The 15,524-nt window shown below is 56.3% G+C and carries 11 protein-coding genes and 1 pseudogene; 4 read left to right on the top strand and 8 right to left on the bottom strand.

Annotated features, from left to right (window positions below; all coding sequences use genetic code 11):
* Positions 1-239 precede the first annotated feature (239 nt).
* From RE428_RS10980 to sdhC, 4 genes are read right to left on the bottom strand one after another with little or no spacing between them, the layout of a single operon-like run.
* Positions 240-944 (bottom strand): succinate dehydrogenase iron-sulfur subunit, encoded by a 705-nt coding sequence (locus RE428_RS10980; RefSeq protein ID WP_004582053.1) that lies wholly within the window; start codon positions 942-944, stop codon positions 240-242.
* Between the two features lie 15 nt (positions 945-959).
* Positions 960-2,732, bottom strand: a complete 1,773-nt coding sequence (gene sdhA, locus RE428_RS10975; RefSeq protein ID WP_004582052.1) for a succinate dehydrogenase flavoprotein subunit — start codon at positions 2,730-2,732, stop codon at positions 960-962.
* A gap of 3 nt (positions 2,733-2,735) precedes the next feature.
* Positions 2,736-3,080: a succinate dehydrogenase, hydrophobic membrane anchor protein gene (gene sdhD / locus RE428_RS10970; RefSeq protein ID WP_004582051.1), complete on the bottom strand. Its 345-nt coding sequence runs from the start codon at positions 3,078-3,080 to the stop codon at positions 2,736-2,738.
* Positions 3,074-3,448 carry a succinate dehydrogenase, cytochrome b556 subunit gene (gene sdhC, locus RE428_RS10965; RefSeq protein WP_004582050.1) on the bottom strand — a complete coding sequence of 125 codons (375 nt, stop codon included), beginning with the start codon at positions 3,446-3,448 and terminating at the stop codon, positions 3,074-3,076. Before sdhC ends, sdhD begins: the two co-directional genes overlap by 7 nt.
* A 707-nt stretch (positions 3,449-4,155) precedes the next feature.
* Between sdhC and gltA the strand changes: the two genes are divergently transcribed.
* Positions 4,156-5,430: a citrate synthase gene (gene gltA, locus RE428_RS10960; RefSeq protein WP_004582049.1), complete on the top strand. Its 1,275-nt coding sequence runs from the start codon at positions 4,156-4,158 to the stop codon at positions 5,428-5,430.
* Positions 5,431-5,590: 160 nt separating this feature from the next.
* Positions 5,591-6,481: pseudogene (locus RE428_RS10955) on the top strand (NAD(P)-dependent oxidoreductase); the annotation flags it as partial.
* Between the two features lie 91 nt (positions 6,482-6,572).
* On the opposite strand, the gene topA reads toward RE428_RS10955, so the two are convergent.
* The 3 genes from topA to fadB all read right to left on the bottom strand — a co-directional run bounded on the left by topA (position 6,573) and on the right by fadB (position 12,892).
* Entirely contained in the window at positions 6,573-9,218 is a 2,646-nt protein-coding gene (gene topA, locus RE428_RS10950) for a type I DNA topoisomerase (protein WP_004582047.1), read from the bottom strand.
* A 317-nt stretch (positions 9,219-9,535) separates the two neighbouring features.
* Positions 9,536-10,711, bottom strand: coding sequence for an acetyl-CoA C-acyltransferase FadA (fadA, locus tag RE428_RS10945; protein WP_004582046.1), 1,176 nt, complete (start codon positions 10,709-10,711; stop codon positions 9,536-9,538).
* A 33-nt stretch (positions 10,712-10,744) separates the two neighbouring features.
* Positions 10,745-12,892 (bottom strand): fatty acid oxidation complex subunit alpha FadB, encoded by a 2,148-nt coding sequence (gene fadB / locus RE428_RS10940; protein WP_004582045.1) that lies wholly within the window; start codon positions 12,890-12,892, stop codon positions 10,745-10,747.
* A 621-nt stretch (positions 12,893-13,513) separates the two neighbouring features.
* Here fadB and RE428_RS10935 point away from each other — a divergent pair.
* Positions 13,514-14,365 carry a hypothetical protein gene (locus tag RE428_RS10935; protein ID WP_004582044.1) on the top strand — a complete coding sequence of 284 codons (852 nt, stop codon included), beginning with the start codon at positions 13,514-13,516 and terminating at the stop codon, positions 14,363-14,365.
* Between the two features lie 45 nt (positions 14,366-14,410).
* Here RE428_RS10935 and RE428_RS10930 read toward each other — a convergent pair whose 3' ends face one another.
* Entirely contained in the window at positions 14,411-14,857 is a 447-nt protein-coding gene (locus RE428_RS10930; RefSeq protein ID WP_004582043.1) for a hypothetical protein, read from the bottom strand.
* A 199-nt stretch (positions 14,858-15,056) separates the two neighbouring features.
* On the opposite strand from RE428_RS10930, the gene RE428_RS10925 reads away from it, so the two are divergent.
* Positions 15,057-15,491, top strand: coding sequence for a universal stress protein (locus RE428_RS10925; RefSeq protein WP_004582042.1), 435 nt, complete (start codon positions 15,057-15,059; stop codon positions 15,489-15,491).
* Positions 15,492-15,524 lie beyond the last annotated feature (33 nt).

Raw genomic sequence — 15,524 nt, 5'->3', positions numbered from 1 at the left:
ATCAACCGATGACTGCTGCCACCACAGAGATCGCACGGATGTTTTCCGTTCCCCGGTGGTTATACTCAGCAAAGCCGTGGCATGAACTTTTTGAGCTCACGACACGGCTTCCTTAGTTTGCCTTCCCTACCCCTCTTTGGGTATTAGCCAATGGTTTAAGCACTTAATAGTCTTGACCAATTGACCAAGGAAGGCTGGATTCATCAGAACAGTATAGCTTTTGTGCCAGTCTTTGCTGATCAGGTGGCCCGCTGCAACAACAGGTTCCGAATATGGCCGATCGCCTTGGTGGGATTCAAGCCTTTCGGGCAAACGCTTACACAGTTCATGATGCCGCGGCAGCGGAAAACGCTAAATGGATCATCAAGATTGGATAGACGCTCGGCCTGGGCCTGATCCCGGCTATCAGCCAGGAAACGATAGGCCTGCAGCAATCCGGCGGGACCGACGAACTTGTCGGGATTCCACCAGAAAGACGGACAGGAAGTGGAGCAGCATGCACAGAGAATACACTCGTACAGGCCATCCAGCTTTTCCCGGTCTTCCGGAGACTGCAGGCGCTCGATCGCAGGGTCCGGATCATAGTTGATCAGGTAAGGCTGCACTTTTTCATACTGCTGATAGAACAGACTCATATCGACGACCAGGTCCCGAATTACGGGAAGGCCCGGCAGCGGACGAATGACGAGCTTGTCCTTTTTGACAACCTCAGAAAGCGGCGTAATACAGCCAAGGCCGTTTTTACCGTTCATGTTAAGGCCATCAGATCCACAAACACCTTCACGGCAGGAGCGACGATAAGCCAGGGACGGGTCCTTCTCCTTGAGAAGAGCCAGCACGTCCAGCACCATCAGATCCTTACCTTCAGGAATATCCAGATCAATATCCTGCATGTAAGGTGCATTGTCAGTTTCGGGATTGTACCGATATACGCTTACCAACATTTCTGCGTCACCCCCTTAGTACGTCCGAATCTTCGGTTCGAACTTATCCACTGTCTTCGGCGCAAAGTTGACATCACGCTTGCCCACCCGCTTTTCCAGGGGGAAGTACAGTGAGTGCTTCAGCCAGTTCTCATCATCACGTTCGGTGAAATCGTTCCGCGCATGGGCGCCGCGACTTTCCTTGCGCTCGATGGCTGATACCGCAGTGGCATAAGCGACTTCGTACAGGTTATCCAGCTCCAGGGCCTCGACACGCGCCGTGTTGAACGCATTGCTGCGATCTTCAAGCTTGGTCTTGCGGACACGCTCGCCGATCTGATCCAGCTTTTCCAGCCCCTTCTCCATGCTCTCGCCATCCCGGAACACACCGAAATAAAGCTGCATGGTGTTCTGCAGGTCCTTGCGAACCTCGGCAACGCTCTCACCCTCGGTAGTGGTGTTGAGGCGTTCTAGGCGTGCCATCGCCCGCTTGATATCTTCCTCGGAGGCCTCCATCGCTTCGGCGCCTTCGCGGAGCTGCTTTTCGATATGCAGACCCGCCGCACGACCAAAGACAACCAGGTCAAGCAACGAGTTTCCACCCAGTCGGTTAGCCCCGTGAACGGAAACACACGCCGCTTCGCCGCAGGCAAACAGCCCATCGATGAACACGTCTTTGCCGCTTTCATCCTGGGTGATGGCCTGGCCGCCGACGTTGGTCGGGATACCGCCCATCATGTAGTGACAGGTGGGAACGACCGGGATCGGTTCCTTGACCGGATCGACGTGCGCGAAGGTACGAGATAGTTCGCAGATGCCCGGCAGACGCAGGTTCAGCGTCTCTTCGCCAAGGTGATCCAGCTTGAGCAGCACGTGATCCTTGTCCGGACCAACGCCACGGCCTTCCAGGATCTCGATGACCATGGAGCGTGCAACGACGTCACGGCCGGCCAGATCCTTCGCGTTAGGCGCGTAGCGCTCCATGAAACGCTCGCCCTCGGAGTTGATCAGATAACCACCCTCACCCCGACAACCTTCGGTCACCAGCGTACCGGCACCGTGGATACCGGTGGGATGGAATTGCCACATTTCCATATCCTGCACCGGGAAACCAGCGCGCAGCGCCATACCAATGCCATCACCGGTATTGATAAGCGCATTCGTGGTAGAAGCATAAATGCGACCGGCACCACCTGTCGCCAGAACGGTGGCCTTAGCCTTGATGTAGGCAACTTCGCCAGTCTCGATTTCGATGGCGATTACGCCAACGACCTGGTTCTTGGTGTTCTTGACCAGATCAACGGCATACCACTCGTTGAGGAAGGTCGTCCCGCCTTTCAGGTTCGCCTGGTAAAGCGTGTGCAGCAGAGCGTGACCGGTACGGTCGGCCGCGGCACAGGTCCGGGCAGCCTGACCACCCTTACCATAGTCCTTGGACTGACCACCGAAGGGACGCTGGTAGATACGACCGCTTTCGGTACGTGAGAACGGCAGCCCCATGTGCTCCAGCTCGAACACCGCCTGAGGGCCTACCGAGCACATATACTCAATGGCGTCCTGGTCACCGATGTAGTCGGAACCCTTAACGGTGTCATACATATGCCAACGCCAGTCGTCATTGGGGTCGGCGCTCGCGATCGCACAGGTGATACCGCCCTGAGCGGACACAGTATGCGAACGAGTCGGGAATACCTTGGTGATACAGGCCGTGTTGACGCCGGACTCAGTGAGCTGGAGCGCAGCGCGCATACCGGAGCCGCCACCGCCGATGACGATTGCGTCGTAGGAAATGGTCTTGATGTTAGACATGGATTAAAGCCCCCAGAGAATCTGTATGCCCCAAACGGTATATACGAACATCACCGCACCACAGAACGCCTGCACGAGGAAGCGCGGCGCCGTAGCCTTGATGTAGTCCGTCGTAACAGTCCAGAGACCAACCCACGCATGAGCACCGATAGACAGGAGCGCCATCAGGCTGAAAATGCGGAACCAGGATTGGTTGAACAGACCCGCCCAGCTGGCGTAGTCAACATCTGAAAACAGGATAAAGCCCAAAAGGAACAGCGTGTAGAGAGCGAGCACATAGGCTGTGACACGCTGGATCATCCAGTCGAAGACACCGCTGCGACCAAGGTTGGTTACGCTTCTTACCATACCCAAACCCCCGCGAGAACGATCAGAATAACAGAGATGACAACGGTAGCCTTGGCTGCCAGCCGGCCGGAGTGCAGCTCTTCGCCATAGCCCATGTCCATGATCAGGTGCTTGATACCTGCGACAAGATGATAAAGCAGGGCTGAAAGGATGCCCCATACAATCAGCTTCGCCAGGAAGCTGTCCAGCAGGTTGCTTACCGCATTGAAGCCACTCTCTCCGGAAAGAGACAGCTGCAGGCCGTAAAGAAGGAAAGCAATACCCACAAAGATAATGATTCCACTGATACGGTGCAGGATCGAGGTGATCGCCGGCAATGGGAAATGGAACTTGCTGAGATCGAGATTTACTGGTCGTTTGCTATTCACAGCTCTCTCACACTCTCTTATTGCCCGGCCATGAAATGCCAAGCCGGACGGATGGTTGGTGTAGTTAGGTGTTCTTCTGTAGATCAGAACGTGGAGGGAGGACACGGTGCTGACGAAACGTCGTCATTGGCGCTCCAGCCTGATATGTCCCCGATTCCGGGCTAGGGATTATAAGGAGTGGCCTTTTGAATTACAAACCGGCAATCGACGGAAACCCTACGGCGAGCGGGGAGTTAGCGCCAATCAACCTCATAGCTTCGCTTAATACTTAGGAAACTAAAAACCTGTTTTAGACCAAGGTCTAACCCCAGAAACCGCCTCCGAAACGTCAACGTCAAACCCGGAAATCCCCCTTTTCGCCACTATACATGACTTGTAATTCCTGCTTCATCCATTGACAAAAAAAGCCAACTCCCTATATTTTGCCGCCACGCTACAAAACTGTGTGCACGCCCAATGCAGGGCGGAAATCACGTGAATCACAGTTTGGCGGAATAACAAGCAACACGCCTGGCTGCCTCCCGGAGCCGCGGAATGCCTCCCACTGGCATTCCGACCGTGACCTTACGGGGCGATATTGCAATAATATGCGTTTTCAAGAGAGTAACCGGCGGCAGGCTGAGATCCCTTATGCCCTGCCGTAACAACGCGTGCGGGCGTTCCGGGGCCCTTTCTAACGCTGGAAATGCTGACTATAGGAGAGCACCATGACCGACAAGAAAGCTACGCTTTCGGTGGGTGATAAGTCTATTGAGCTGCCCGTATATGCCGGCACGGAAGGTCCAGACGTAATCGACGTCAGAAACCTCGTTCAGGAAGGCGTCTTTACCTACGACCCAGGCTTCGTTTCCACGGCAGCCTGCGAATCCAAGATCACCTACATAGACGGCGCCAATGGTGTTCTTTTACACCGCGGCTATCCCATTGAACAACTGGCAGACAATTCCGATTACCTTGAGGTCTGCTATCTGCTCCTCAACGGCGAACTCCCCACGCCAGAGCAAGACGCCCGCTTCCGCGATACCGTCAAGCACCACACCATGATTCATGATCAGATGCGCAATTTCTTCCACGGCTTCCGTCGTGACGCGCACCCGATGGCAATCATGTGTGGCGTCGTGGGCGCGCTGTCCGCGTTTTACCACGACCAGATGGACGTCACTAACGAGGAACAACGGGAGATCACCGCGCACCGCCTGGTTGCCAAGATGCCGACCATCGCGGCATGGTGTTACAAATACGCCAACGGCCAGCCGTTTATCTACCCGCGCAATGACCTGAACTATGCGGAAAACTTCCTGCAGATGATGTTCGGTAACCCGTGCGAGGAATACAAGGTCAACCCGATCCTGGCCAAAGCCATGGACAAGATCTTTATCCTCCACGCCGACCACGAGCAGAACGCCTCTACCTCCACAGTACGCCTGGCCGGCTCCACCGGCGCCAACCCCTACGCCTGCATCGCCTCCGGCATTGCAGCGCTGTGGGGACCGGCACACGGCGGCGCGAACGAGGCCGTGCTCGACATGCTGGCCGAGATCGGCGATGAAGCGAACATCGAGAAGTTTGTCGCCAAGGCAAAGGACAAGGACGACCCGTTCCGCCTTATGGGCTTCGGTCACCGGGTTTACAAGAATTTCGACCCGCGTGCCAAAGTCATGCGCGAAACCTGTCACGAGGTGCTGTCCGAGCTGGGCCTGGAAAACGATCCTCTGCTGCGCATTGCCCAGCGTCTGGAGCAGATCGCGCTGGAAGACGAATACTTCGTCGAGCGCAAGCTCTACCCCAACGTCGACTTCTACTCCGGCATCATCCTCAAGGCCATTGGAATCCCGACTTCCATGTTCACGGTCATCTTCGCGATGTCCCGTACCATTGGCTGGTTCTCCCACTGGAACGAGATGGTCAGCGGCAACTACCGCATCGGCCGTCCGCGCCAGCTTTACACGGGTTCCAGCAAGCGCGACTATCCTTCGAAGTAAGCACTTTGTCCGGATAACGTCAGAAAGGGCTGCACGATGTGCGGCCCTTTTTCGTTCATGGTCCCTACAATTTCAGAGAATCGCCCCGGTATACGACCGGTAACGTCAATACCCGAGAACCGATTTTCCGGCGTCGAAACTCAGCAACAACAGGAGCAAGCCACTCATGTCAGTGAATGTGACGTTTATTGGTCTGGGAGTCATGGGCTATCCCATGGCAGGCCACCTGGCTCGTGCAGGCCACAAAGTGACAGTGTTCAATCGTACGGTATCGAAAGCGCGGGACTGGACACAGGAATACGACGGCAAGGCTTGCGACACTATTGCAGAGGCTGTCGCCGAGGCCGATTTCGTCATGACCTGTGTCGGCGCCGACCCGGATCTGAGAGCTGTCTACCTCAACGAAAACGGTATTATCGCCAATGCGCCGACCCACGCTATCCTGATCGATCACACCACCGTTTCGGCTGAAGTGACCGACGTTGTGGCCAAGGCCGCGCATGACCGGGGTCAAGACTTCATGGACGCGCCGGTGTCAGGCGGCCAGCAAGGCGCCGAAAACGGCAAGTTGACCATCATGTGTGGCGCTTCCCAAGAGGCGTTCGACCGTGCAAAACCGCTGCTCGACTGTTACGGCAAGGCAGTGACGCGCATGGGCGAAGCCGGCAAGGGCCAGCTCACCAAGATGGTCAACCAGATTGCTATTGCTGGTCTCGTGCAAGGGCTCTCAGAATGCCTCTACTTCGCGGAACAGTCCGGACTTGACCAGGAGCAAGTGATCGATGTCATCTCCCAGGGTGCAGCCCAATCGTGGCAGATGGAAAACCGCTCGCCGACTATGATCGAGGGCAAGTACGACCACGGCTTCGCTGTGAACTGGATGCGGAAAGATCTGGATATCTGCCTCACGGAAGCCCGGCACCGAGGCATCACCTTGCCGGTAACGGCGCTGGTAGATCAGTTCTATGCTGACGTCCAGGCCATGGGCGGCGGTCGCTGGGACACCTCAAGTCTTTTGGCGAGGCTGCGTAAGCTGGGAAACCTCGAGTAGGATGCAGCCAATAGCGTTACCAATATAAAGAAAGGGCCACTCAGGGCCCTTTCTTTATCGCTTTTTGGCATCGCAAGGTCAGCACCTGAGTTCAGGCGTTCTTGTCCTTCACTTGCCACTTTCCGTCCTTGTAGAAGGCACTCCAACCCGTCGCCTTGCCATCCTTCTCACTCATTACGTACTGTTCCTTGGTCTTGCGGCTATAGCGAATCACCGTCGGGTTACCTTCGGGATCCTGCTCAGGCGCATCCATCAGGAAGCTGTACTTGGAATCGATTTCCTTACGGTGAGGCTTTATCTCCTTAACCAGCGGCGCACGGGTCTCACGATTCTTGGGAAACTTGCTTGCCGCAAGGAACAAACCGGAGGCGCCATCGCGCAGGACGTAGGTGTCGTCCACCTTCTCGCATTGGAGCTCTGGCATCGGCACTGGATCCATCTTGGGAGGCGCCGGCTCGCCGTTACGCAGCAGCTTGCGGGTGTTCTTGCACTCGGTGTTGGTGCACCCAAAATATTTGCCGAAACGTCCGGTCTTAAGCTGCATCTCGGAGCCGCACTTGTCGCACTCCAAGGTCGGCCCGTCATAACCCTTGATACGGAACGTGCCTTCTTCCACCTCATAGCCCGAGCAGTCCGGGTTATTACCGCAGACATGTAGCTTGCGGTTTTCGTCGATCAGGTAGCTGTCCATGGCCGTACCGCATTTCGGGCAACGGCGCTTCTTGCGCAGCAAGCGGCTCTCACCCTCACCTTCAACGTCATCGTCCGCACTGACCACTTCGTCACCTGAGACCAGGTTGATCGTGGTCTTGCAGCGTTCCTTGGGAGGCAGGCTGTAGCCGGAGCAGCCCAGGAAAACACCGGTGCTGGCGACCCGAATCTGCATCGGCCGGGAACAGGTCGGGCACGGAATATCGGTTTCCGTCGGCGTATTGCCCCGCATCCCGCCATGATCGGAATCCGAACCGGCTTCTTCGAGTTGCTGTCGGAAGCGTTCGTAGAAACCGTTAAGTACACGCTTCCAGTCGATATCCCCGGCGGCAATATCGTCCAGCTCTTCCTCGAGACGTGCCGTGAAGTCGTAATCCATGAGGTTGGAGAAGGACTCTGACAGGCGATCGGTAACGATATCCCCCATCTTCTCGGCGTAGAAACGGCGATTCTGGAGCCGGACATAACCGCGATCCTGGATTGTCGAGATAATCGAGGCGTAGGTTGAAGGCCGGCCGATTCCTCGCTTCTCGAGTTCTTTTACCAGGCTTGCTTCGGTGTAACGCGGTGATGGCTTGGTGAAATGCTGGGTCGGGTCGAGCTTCGCCAGGTCCAGCACTTCGTCGACCTTGATATCCGGCAGCGCCACATCCTCATCCTTCTTGGATGACTGGGGCGCCGCCTTCAGGAAGCCGTCGAAACGGATAATGCGGCCGCGGGTACGCAGTTCATAGCCGCTTGCCTCAACGACGATGGAGGTACTCGTGAATTCGGCGTCCGCCATCTGGCAGGCAATGAACTGACGCCAGATCAGGTCGTAGAGGCGCTCAGCATCCTTCTCCAGGCCGCTAATATCCGACGGGCGTCTTTTTACATCTGTCGGGCGAATGGCCTCATGAGCCTCCTGAGCGCCCTCCTTGCTGCCGTAGACCCGTGGCTTCTCCGGCAGGTACTTGCTGCCGAACTGATTTTCGATGTAGTCACGAACGCCGGTGACCGCCTCCTGACTCAGATTGGTGGAGTCGGTACGCATGTAGGTGATAAAACCTGCCTCGTAGAGGCGCTGGGCCAACATCATGGTTTTCTTGACGCTGAAACCCATACGATTGCTGGCCGCCTGCTGAAGCGTAGAGGTAATGAAAGGCGCACTGGGACGCGAGCGGGTCGGCTTGTCCTCACGCTTGGCGACACGGAAATCGGACGCCTTGAGCTTATCGACATGCCCCTTGGTCTCAGATTCGCTAGTCGGTCGGAACGCTTTGTCACCATCACGGGTGACTTCGAAGCGAACCGGCGATTTATCCCCCTTCGGCGAGAGGTCCGCATGCACCTGCCAATATTCCTCGGGTACAAAAGTGCGGATCTCGCGTTCGCGCTCGACGATCAGCCTTACCGCGACTGATTGTACCCGCCCCGCTGACAGGCCCCGCGCCAACTTGCTCCAAAGCAGGGGAGAGACCATGTAGCCCACGACACGGTCGAGGAACCGACGCGCCTGTTGGGCGTTGACCCGATCACGATCGAGCTGACCAGGCTCCTTGAAGGCTTCCTGAATCGCACGTTTGGTGATCTCGTTGAACACGACCCTGCGGTATTTATCGGGTTCGCCGCCTATGGTTTCCTGCAAGTGCCAGGCAATCGCCTCCCCTTCGCGGTCCAAATCCGTCGCGAGATAGACATGATCGGCGGATTTGGCCAGTCGTTTCAGTTCGTTGACCACTTTCTCCTTGCCGGGAAGCACCTCGTAGCGTGCGTTCCAGTCATTTTCCGGATCCACACCCATACGGGCGACGAGCTGGTCCCGCGCTTTGCGCTTCTTGTACTCGGCCTTTTCCTCGGGATTCATCTTCCGAGTCTGGGCCGCCTGCTTCGCACGCTCTTTCGGATCGGTCTGGGAGCCACTGCCACTGACCGGCAAATCGCGGATATGCCCGACACTGGACTTCACCACATAGTCGGAGCCCAGGTACTTGTTGATGGTTTTCGCTTTTGCCGGAGACTCGACAATGACGAGATTCTTACCCATAACGGAATCAGTTTCCTCGCATGCTCCCCATCCAATACTCAGGGAGCGTCAAAATCAGGTTTAGAGAGACACTGAGCAGATGTCAAAACCGATGGTTTCGGCCCGGCAGCTCTTCAGTGAATCCCAATATTGGCTAAAAATCAGTCTGCTAGCAGATTTACGCACTCGCAGCTTTATAGGTGCTCTGTTTTACAGGGTCAAGGTGAACAGCACAACCCATCATTGGGCCGACCTTTTGATAGTCAATGGTCAACCTGAACCCGCCCGCAAAAAAAAGCCCGGCAATCGCCGGGCTTTTGTCAGTCAGGTCGTCGAGATCACACCCGCTCCCAGACTGTTGCGATGCCCTGCCCCAGGCCGATACACATGGTAGAAACACCCAGCGTACCGCCCTTAGCCTGCATCACGTTCAGCAGGGTTGTGGAGATGCGCGCACCGGAACAGCCCAGCGGATGCCCCAGGGCGATCGCGCCACCGTTCAGGTTCACTTTCTCGTCCATCACGTTCAGCAGTTTCAGGTCCTTAAGGACCGGTAGCGACTGCCCCGCGAAGGCTTCGTTGAGTTCCCAGAAGTCGATATCCTCTACGTTCAGGCCTGCACGCTTGAGCGCCTTCTTGGTGGCCGGTACCGGACCGTAACCCATGATCGCGGGATCACAGCCGGCAACCGCCATACTGCGGATACGGGCGATCGGTTTCAGACCCAGCGCTTCGGCACGCTCTGCGGACATCAGTACCATCGCCGCGGCACCGTCGGTCAGCTGGGAAGACGTACCTGCCGTGACCGTGCCGTTCTTTGGATCGAAGGCCGGACGCAGCTGGCCCAGGGACTCAGCCGTGGTCTCCGGCCGAATCGTCTCATCTTCCTCGATCAGCTTCACGAAACCATTCTCGTCGTGACCCTGGATGGGCACGATCTCGTTCTTGAAGCGACCTTCAACCGTGGCTTCGTGGGCCAGGCGGTGAGAGCGGGCACCGAACTCGTCCTGCTGCTCGCGGGTGATGCCGTGCATCTTGGCCAGCATTTCCGCGGTCAGGCCCATCATGTTGGACGCCTTGGCGGAATACTTGGAGGCTGCCGGGTTGTGGTCGAAGCCGGACGTCATCGGCACGTGACCCATGTGCTCAACACCGCCGACCATGAAGACCTCGCCGTTGTTGGTCATGATGGCCTGGGCCGCAGTATGGATCGCCGTCATGGCGGAGCCACACAGGCGATTGACGGTCTGCGCCGCGGACTCGTGCGGCAAGCGGGTCATCAGTGAAATCTGACGCGCCACGTTGAAGCCCTGCTCCTGGGTCTGGTTAACACAGCCCCAGATCACATCTTCGACTTCTTTCGGGTTCAGGTTCGGATTACGCTCGAAAATGGCTTCGATCAGCGCAGCCGACAGGTTCTCCGCACGTACATTGCGGAAACATCCGTTCTTGGCACGACCCATCGGAGTCCGCACGCAATCGACGACGACAACGTCTCTCGGATTCAAGCTCATAGATCTTTCTCCGTTCGGAAATCTCGTTCAGGGTTAGCCGAAGAACTTTTCGCCATTCTTGGCCATTTCACGCAGCTTCTCGGTCGGGTGGTACAAAGGACCCAGATCTGCATACTTGTCTGCAAGTTCAACGAACTTGTCGACGCCTATATCATCGATATAGCGCAGTGCACCACCACGGAACGGCGGGAAACCGATACCGTAGATCAGGCCCATGTCTGCGTCGGCAGGTGCTTCGACAATGTTGTCTTCCAGGCAGCGAACCGTTTCGAGGCATAGGGGAATCATCATACGAGCGATGATCTCGTCTTCCTCGAACTCCTTCTTGCCCTGAACGACCGGCTCGATCAGCTTGTAGGTTTCCTCGTCGACAACCTTCTTGGGCTTGCCCTTCTTGTCGGTTTCGTACTTGTAGAAACCCTTGTCGTTCTTCTGGCCGTAGCGGTCATTCTCGAACATTACATCGATAGCGGACTTGTTCTCGTCCTTCATGCGGTCCGGGAAGCCTTCAGCCATCACCTCATTGGCGTGCTTGGCGGTGTCCATGCCGACGACGTCGAGCAGGTACGCAGGGCCCATCGGCCAGCCGAACTTTTCCATAACCTTGTCGATCTTCTGGAAATCGGCACCATCACGCACCAGACGGGCGAAGCCGCCGAAGTACGGGAACAGGACACGGTTGACGAGGAAGCCCGGGCAGTCGTTAACGACGATGGGCGTCTTACCCATAGCCTTGGCGTAGGCAACGGTGGTCGCCACAGCCTTGTCACTGGTCTTCTCGCCGCGGATAACTTCAACGAGCGGCATCATGTGCACCGGGTTGAAGAAGTGCATACCGCAGAAGTTTTCCGGACGCTTGAGATTCTTGGCGAGCGTGTTGATGGAGATCGTCGAGGTGTTGGAAGTCAGGATTGTGTCTTCGCGGACCATCTCTTCGGTCTCTCGCAGAACAGCATCCTTCACCTTCGGATTCTCGACAACAGCTTCAACAACCAGGTCTACGCTCTTGAAATCACCGTAATTTAGGGTCGGAGTAATGCTGTTAAGTACATCAGCCATCTGGTCGGCATTCATCTTCCCCTTATCGACCCGCTTGGCCAGAAGCTTCTTGGCTTCCTTGAGACCCAGGGCGATACCGTCCTGGTTGATGTCCTTCATGAGGATCGGTGTGCCTTTCAGCGCGGACTGGTATGCCACGCCGCCACCCATAATACCGGCGCCCAGCACGGCCGCCAGTTTCACGTCGTTGGCTTCCTTTTCCCACTGCTTGGCTTTCTTCTTAAGCTCCTGATCGTTCAGGAACAAGCCAACCAGGCAGGCTGCCACGTTAGTCTTGGCCATCTTGGCGAAGCCTTTGGCTTCCACTTCGATCGCCTTGTCGCGGGTCAGGCTGGCATGCTTCTGCATGACCTTGATGGCCTCAACCGGCGCCGGGTAGTTCCTGCCGGCCTTACCGGCAACGAAAGCCTTGGAGATCTCGAACGCCATCATGCTTTCCATGGCATTCAGCTTGATCTTGCCCTGCTTCTCTTCGCGGCGGGCCATGTAGTCCAGCTTGCCATCGTTACACTGGTTGATCAGGTCAACGGCAGCATCCAGCAGCTTGGAACCTTCCAGCACCGCATCCACAGCGCCTTCTTTGAGCGCTTTGTCGGCACGGTTCTCGGTGCCGCCGGAGATCCACTCGATGGCGTAGTCGACACCGATAAGACGTGACAGACGCACGGTGCCGCCAAAGCCCGGGAAGATACCCAGCTTGACTTCCGGCAGACCCACCTTGGCCTTGCTGTCCATGACACGATAATCGGTGGCCAGGCACATCTCGAAACCACCACCCAGAGCCATACCATTGATGGCAGTCACGGTCGGGAACGGCAGGTCTTCGATGGTGTTGAAGACTTCATTGGCCTTGAGGTTATTGGCCACCAGGTCCTCTTCCGAACCGGCAAACAGTTCGGTGAACTCGGTGATATCGGCACCGACAATAAAGCTATCCTTGGCGCTGGTAACCACCAGACCCTTGATATCCTTGGATGCTTTCAGCTTGTCGGCGGCGGCACCCAGCTCTTCGATCGTCAGGCGATTGAACTTGTTGACTGACTCGCCCTGCAAGTCGAAGTTGAGCTGAGCGATCCCGCCTTCGATCTCTTTAACCGTGATGGCTTTACCTTCGTAAATCATCAACTGATCTCCAGTCTGTGTTTGGAACTGCACCAACGACCCGGTCCGTGGCGGCGGGCCATTCATGCAGAGAGATTTCGGTCACTGCCCGATCATTCGATTCAAAAATTCATACAGTCGTTTGAATCGAGTGCCGCACACGATGAGAAAAAACCGTTCATTTGTCAATTTGTTTCTCTTGGCGCAGGGCGTGGCTGCGGGCCATTCCATGCGGTGCCATCTCGACCCAAAGTTGATAAACACTTTAAAACAATATGTTGCAGCCTACTCCTGAAGCAGGACTGCAGCGACAGCTCATAATCACCCCGTTTGACGGCTCTTAACGCGCGAATACACAGTGTAAAAGGCTGTCAAAACCGCTTGATTGGCCGACCGAGTTAATTTAGCCTCAGATTCAAACAAGCGTCCATCAGCCTGCAGCACGCCCCATGCCCAGGCACGATTGGCCTTCGTCGCCCACGCATATGCCTGGCAAACGCCAGACCTCGCGAAAGTCGCTGGGATAGCATAAACGGTTTACGACAAACGCTGGCACAACAACAAGACAACATGCCTCCTGTATTGTCGCAGCAGATAAAAACAACGTACCCGACAGATACAATAAGAACGGAGATTTCGCCGATGATTCACTCCGGCCGCTGGACCCGCGCGTCATTGATGGCGCTATTCGCCTGTGCACTCATGCTCTCACCGCTAATATCCCGCGCGGCCGAGAACCCCTTACTCTCCAGCCTCTACGATTTCAGGATCAGCAATTTCGAGGCTCTGAATGCCTACTACCAATTCAGCGTCAACGGCTCGACCGAGACCCTGAACGACATCGTCGCCTCCATCAATGCCTCGAACGCAGAAATGAACAGCATCAGCGAGAAGGCTTCAGGTCTGCTGAACGATGATCAGGTCGCACGGCTGAACCAGGACTTCGACAAGTTCAAGGACCTGATGCGCCAGAATATCAACGATGTGCGTCAGAACGGTTACCCAGACCTGCGACTGGTATCAGACATGGCGAACCAGGCAGTTACCCTGAGCAGGACTTCAGCCGAAATGTACGACATCGTCCGCACCAGTGAATCGGTAACCACGGATAAACGGGTCGAAGCGGCCCGTGCTGCCGCCGTACTGATGGCACAGATGATGAGCAAATACTCGGCGCGCTCGACCTCCTCCGTATCACAGACCTTCCAGGGGGCTGACACGGAAGAGCCGTTGGACGAACAGGCCAAGCAATTCGATGCGCTGATGTCGGAGGTTACGGCAGGCCATCCAAGCGGTGAATTGCACCAGACCCTGAGCAGCGTTGCCTCGAAGTGGGGCTTCATCCGCAGCTCCTACGTCAACTACAACGAAAACAATGTCTCGTTCGTCATCGACCGTTACTCGAAGGGTATCCTCGAGGAACTGAACCAGGCGATCGAGCTCATGATCGGCAACGACCGCGCTGCGGCAACCGCCAACGCTTCGGCCGGTTAGACCCAGCGATCCTGGGTCGACTGCATGAGCGTCGACCCCTTAACGTCATGCCAGGTTCTTGGCGATCGCCATTGGCTTATCCATGTCGCTAATGGGCGCCGATTCATCCCAGACGAAGCCGATACCCCGGCTATCCGCCAGCCACCCGCGAAACGCACCGGAGAGCGGTGGTAACTGCTCAGCCCCAGGCACCGCCGGATTTACTGCGCCTGATTCAAGTATCCGGGGCTCAATCAGCGCGTTGCGGTCCGCCCCACTCTGCTCACCCCAGGGCTTCCAGTAGAGATAAAGCTCTTCTTCCTCGACCCCATCCCCCTCCAGCCTGAAGCGATCCTTCAGCTCCCCCCTCAAGGTCTGCACTTTGAACCCCTCCTCCCGGATCGCATGGTTACGTAGACGCATGCGACGACGTTCGTCCGGCGAAGGCTTGAGCCAGAATATAGAGCCGACAATGAACGCCAGGGCGAGGAAGATAACCAGGGCTGGAACCATCGTAGATTTTCCTGTCCGAAAATATGAGAGGGGAGCAGTGTGTCAAAAATTGACGCACGTCAGTGTTTGATCGCCCGAATTGGCCTAAATTCATGACTCACCTATATTTATAGGTGATTTGCCATTACAGGTGATTATCTACATATTGGTATGAGCTCGCGAGTTGTCAGTCATCTGTTGAGCACTGGAGGGTAACCCAATGTCGATATACAAGACGGTATTAGCTGCCATCGACCTGACCGAGGAAGCAGACCAGGTCATAAAAAGAGCTCAGGAGCTATGCAAGGTTCATCAGGCAGAATTGATCCTCCTGCATGTCGTGGAGCCGGTAGGCTACGCGTACGGTGGCGATATTCCCATGGATCTGACGGAGTTACAGGAGCAACTCGACAAGTCAGCCCGCGAACAGTTGGCAGGCTTCGGCACGGACTACAGCATCCCTGAGAAAAACCTGATGGTTACCGTGGGGCGCCCGGAGGCGGAAATTCATCGGGTATGTGAAGAGCGTGCCGTCGATCTTGCCGTTGTTGGTAGTCACGGACGTCACGGAATCCAGCTACTGCTGGGCTCAACAGCAAATGGCGTATTACATGGCGCCAAGTGTGACGTGCTCGCCGTCCGCATCAATACCTGATCATAGCTTTAAAGGCGGAAAGTCTCGCCAGTC

This window comes from Marinobacter nanhaiticus D15-8W (genome assembly GCF_036511935.1).
GTDB classification, from domain to species: Bacteria; Pseudomonadota; Gammaproteobacteria; order Pseudomonadales; family Oleiphilaceae; genus Marinobacter_A; species Marinobacter_A nanhaiticus.
This window is presented reverse-complemented; position numbering and strand designations above follow the sequence as displayed.